Origin of the sequence: Pontibacterium sp. (assembly GCF_041587635.1) — a bacterium.
In the GTDB taxonomy this organism is placed as follows: domain Bacteria; phylum Pseudomonadota; class Gammaproteobacteria; order Pseudomonadales; family Balneatricaceae; genus Pontibacterium.
Genome location: NZ_JBFGYC010000579.1, coordinates 1 through 2,476 on the forward strand (window position 1 = coordinate 1; position 2,476 = coordinate 2,476).

Genomic DNA, 2,476 nt, shown 5'->3' on the forward strand with positions numbered 1-2,476 from the left:
AAAGTACAGCATCAGCGTTTTATCGCTCTCAGCCGCCTCAGCCAGATCATCACCGAATTCGAGAAAACTCTCTTTAAACCAATACGGTGATTCGATCTCTGCGCCATCAAATTTAAGCAGACGAGTAGAATCTGCATGCGAAGGACTGCTTGCCAACACGAGCATCAGTACTACGGTCAGAAAACGCATATGGGCTCTCCCTGTATTTAGGGATTCATTTTGGCCCATCTATGATAAATACGCGACCCGCACATAGTCGCGTATAGAAAGGAAAAGGGATTAACCCGTTATACCGGGTATGAGCCTGACCAGCCAAACTGACTGAAAAGCTGATCGACATACGCATCAACCGGCGCTTTTATTGTCAGTAATTCGCCGTTTTCAGGGTGACGAAAGCTTAATTCAATCGCCATTAACAACAAACGATCCAGATCAAAGTGGTCACGGAACGCCTTATTGTGACGTCCATCCCCGTGCTTGGTATCACCAATCAGAGGGTGAGATATGTGTTTCATATGACGGCGAATCTGGTGCTTACGACCGGTTTTGGGTTTGACCTCAACTAATGAATAGCGAGAGACATCATACCGCCCTACAGCCATCGGCAGCTCCACAGTGCCCAGCCGACGGTATTCAGATACCGCTTCTTGTGCCGGCTTATCGGGATTCGACATTTTATCCGCCAACTTATCCAGTTTTTCTTTCAGCGCATAATCAATCACATCCCCTTCCGGGGTATAGCCACGCGTCATACACAGATAGGTTTTTTGTACCTCACGATCAGCAAACTTCTGATTCATCTTCTGTGCGGTTTCTTTATTCTTACCAAACACAATGACACCGGAGGTCGGACGATCGAGACGATGAATCGTATAGGCCGTGCCTTGCAGATACTCTTTCAGCATGCTGGTTAGATTCGGCGTCCCTCTGGGAGCAATCCAGCTGGGATGGACCAACAGACCAGAAGGCTTGTTGACGGCAATCAGATTATCGTCCTCAAAGAGGATATCGAGCTCACACATGGGCTATGTACTTCAGAATCAAAGAAATTTGGAAGGTTGGCAATTTTAAGTGCTTAGATCCGCGCAAACAACCAAAGCCTGGCACCACAAGAAAATACGATGCAACACGCTCATTCATCAGAAAAAACCGAAGTTTTCTATCGAAAAATACAGATTGATCGATATCTGACTGAAAAGACAAGGAAATAACCAGCAATTAAGGGTGACAAAAACTAAACTTCCCTTGAAAAAACTGTCTTAATCCCTATAAATAGCTATAACGCAACAACAAACCCATGAGGACAAACATGCGTAACGTTGACACTTATAGTGCTGGCAGGGAAGAATCAGTACTGACAACCAATAAACTTATCCGCAACACTTACATGTTGCTGGGCATGACACTGGTATTCAGTGCGGTTACTGCTGGCATCTCTATGGCCATCAACCCTCCGTTTATCGTGTATCTTGGCAGCATCATCGTTAGCTTCATTATGCTGTTCGTTCTGAACAAAAAGCAGAACACCGCAGCTGCACTACCACTAGTCTTCGTGTTCACGGGCCTGATGGGCTTCGGACTCGGCCCTCTGCTGAACCACTACCTGGGTATGGCAAACGGCGGTGATATCGTTATGACTGCGCTGGGCATGACCGCCCTGACCTTCCTGGGTCTGTCCGCATACGTGATGACCTCCAAGAAAGACTTCAGCTTCATGGGCGGCTTCCTGTCCGCGGGTGCGATCGTTGCTTTGATTGCGATGGTTGCCCTGTTCGTACTGCCGATGTTCGGTATTGAAGTTGGCGCAATGCACATGGCGTTCTCTGCGTTCATCGTGTTGCTGATGGCTGGTTTCATCCTGTATGACACCAGCAACATCGTTAACGGTCACTACACCAACTACATCATGGCAACTGTTAGCCTGTACCTGAACATCTACAACCTGTTCGTACACATGCTGGCACTGGCTGGATTCTCTATGGACGACTAAACGCCCGTCGCTTAATCAGCTCTGCTAAAGCCCCCTTTTCTTGTTAAGATTAGGGGGCTTTTTCTTTTATTACAGTTGCTTGCCGATGATATTTTCAATTGTTGTACAGGCTGCGCCTTATAGCTGCCAGTCTGCCGAAACGGCTCTACGCTTTGCGAGAAGCCTGCTCGAAAAAGGTCACAGCCTACACCGCGTGTTTTTTTACGGCGATGGCATCCACACAGGGAGCGCCCTTGCCTCTCCACCTCAGGATGAAATCAATATCCCTTCTGACTGGAACACACTTGCCGCTGAACACCAGCTGGATCTAGTAGTATGCATCGCCGCAGCTGTCCGTCGCGGCGTACTGGATGCTAATGAAGCACGCCGATATGGCAAGTCAGGTTCCAATCTGGAAGAAGGCTTTGAACTTTCAGGGCTCGGCCAGCTGGCCGATGCTATTGCTCAGTCTGACCGCGTTATTACCTTTGGAGCCTGAGTCATGCC

4 protein-coding genes are annotated in these 2,476 nt (G+C 48.3%); 2 read left to right on the plus strand and 2 right to left on the minus strand.

Features of this window, described 5'->3' with window-relative positions; genetic code table 11:
* Together ABYW01_RS19310 and ABYW01_RS19315 are read right to left on the minus strand one after the other, a co-directional pair.
* Positions 1-189, minus strand: a 189-nt coding sequence (locus tag ABYW01_RS19310) for a hypothetical protein (protein WP_372835974.1), incomplete at its 3' end; no start/stop codon positions are given.
* A 98-nt stretch (positions 190-287) separates the two neighbouring features.
* Positions 288-1,022, minus strand: coding sequence for a pseudouridine synthase (locus ABYW01_RS19315; RefSeq protein ID WP_372835976.1), 735 nt, complete (start codon positions 1,020-1,022; stop codon positions 288-290).
* Positions 1,023-1,309: 287 nt separating this feature from the next.
* Between ABYW01_RS19315 and ABYW01_RS19320 the strand changes: the two genes are divergently transcribed.
* Both ABYW01_RS19320 and tusD read left to right on the plus strand, forming a co-directional pair.
* Positions 1,310-1,990, plus strand: a complete 681-nt coding sequence (locus tag ABYW01_RS19320; RefSeq protein WP_372835977.1) for a Bax inhibitor-1/YccA family protein — start codon at positions 1,310-1,312, stop codon at positions 1,988-1,990.
* Between the two features lie 85 nt (positions 1,991-2,075).
* On the plus strand, positions 2,076-2,468 hold the full coding sequence (gene tusD, locus ABYW01_RS19325; RefSeq protein ID WP_372835979.1) for a sulfurtransferase complex subunit TusD: 393 nt from the start codon (positions 2,076-2,078) through the stop codon (positions 2,466-2,468).
* The last annotated feature ends 8 nt before the right edge of the window (positions 2,469-2,476 follow it).

What these genes read in the sequence shown, in the direction of transcription:
- ABYW01_RS19315 (WP_372835976.1), bottom strand. Translation starts at nt 1,022, where the DNA reads ATGTGTGAGCTCGATATCCTCTTTGAGGACGATAATCTGATTGCCGTC.
- ABYW01_RS19320 (WP_372835977.1), top strand. Translation starts at nt 1,310, where the DNA reads ATGCGTAACGTTGACACTTATAGTGCTGGCAGGGAAGAATCAGTACTG.
- tusD (WP_372835979.1), top strand. Translation starts at nt 2,076, where the DNA reads ATGATATTTTCAATTGTTGTACAGGCTGCGCCTTATAGCTGCCAGTCT.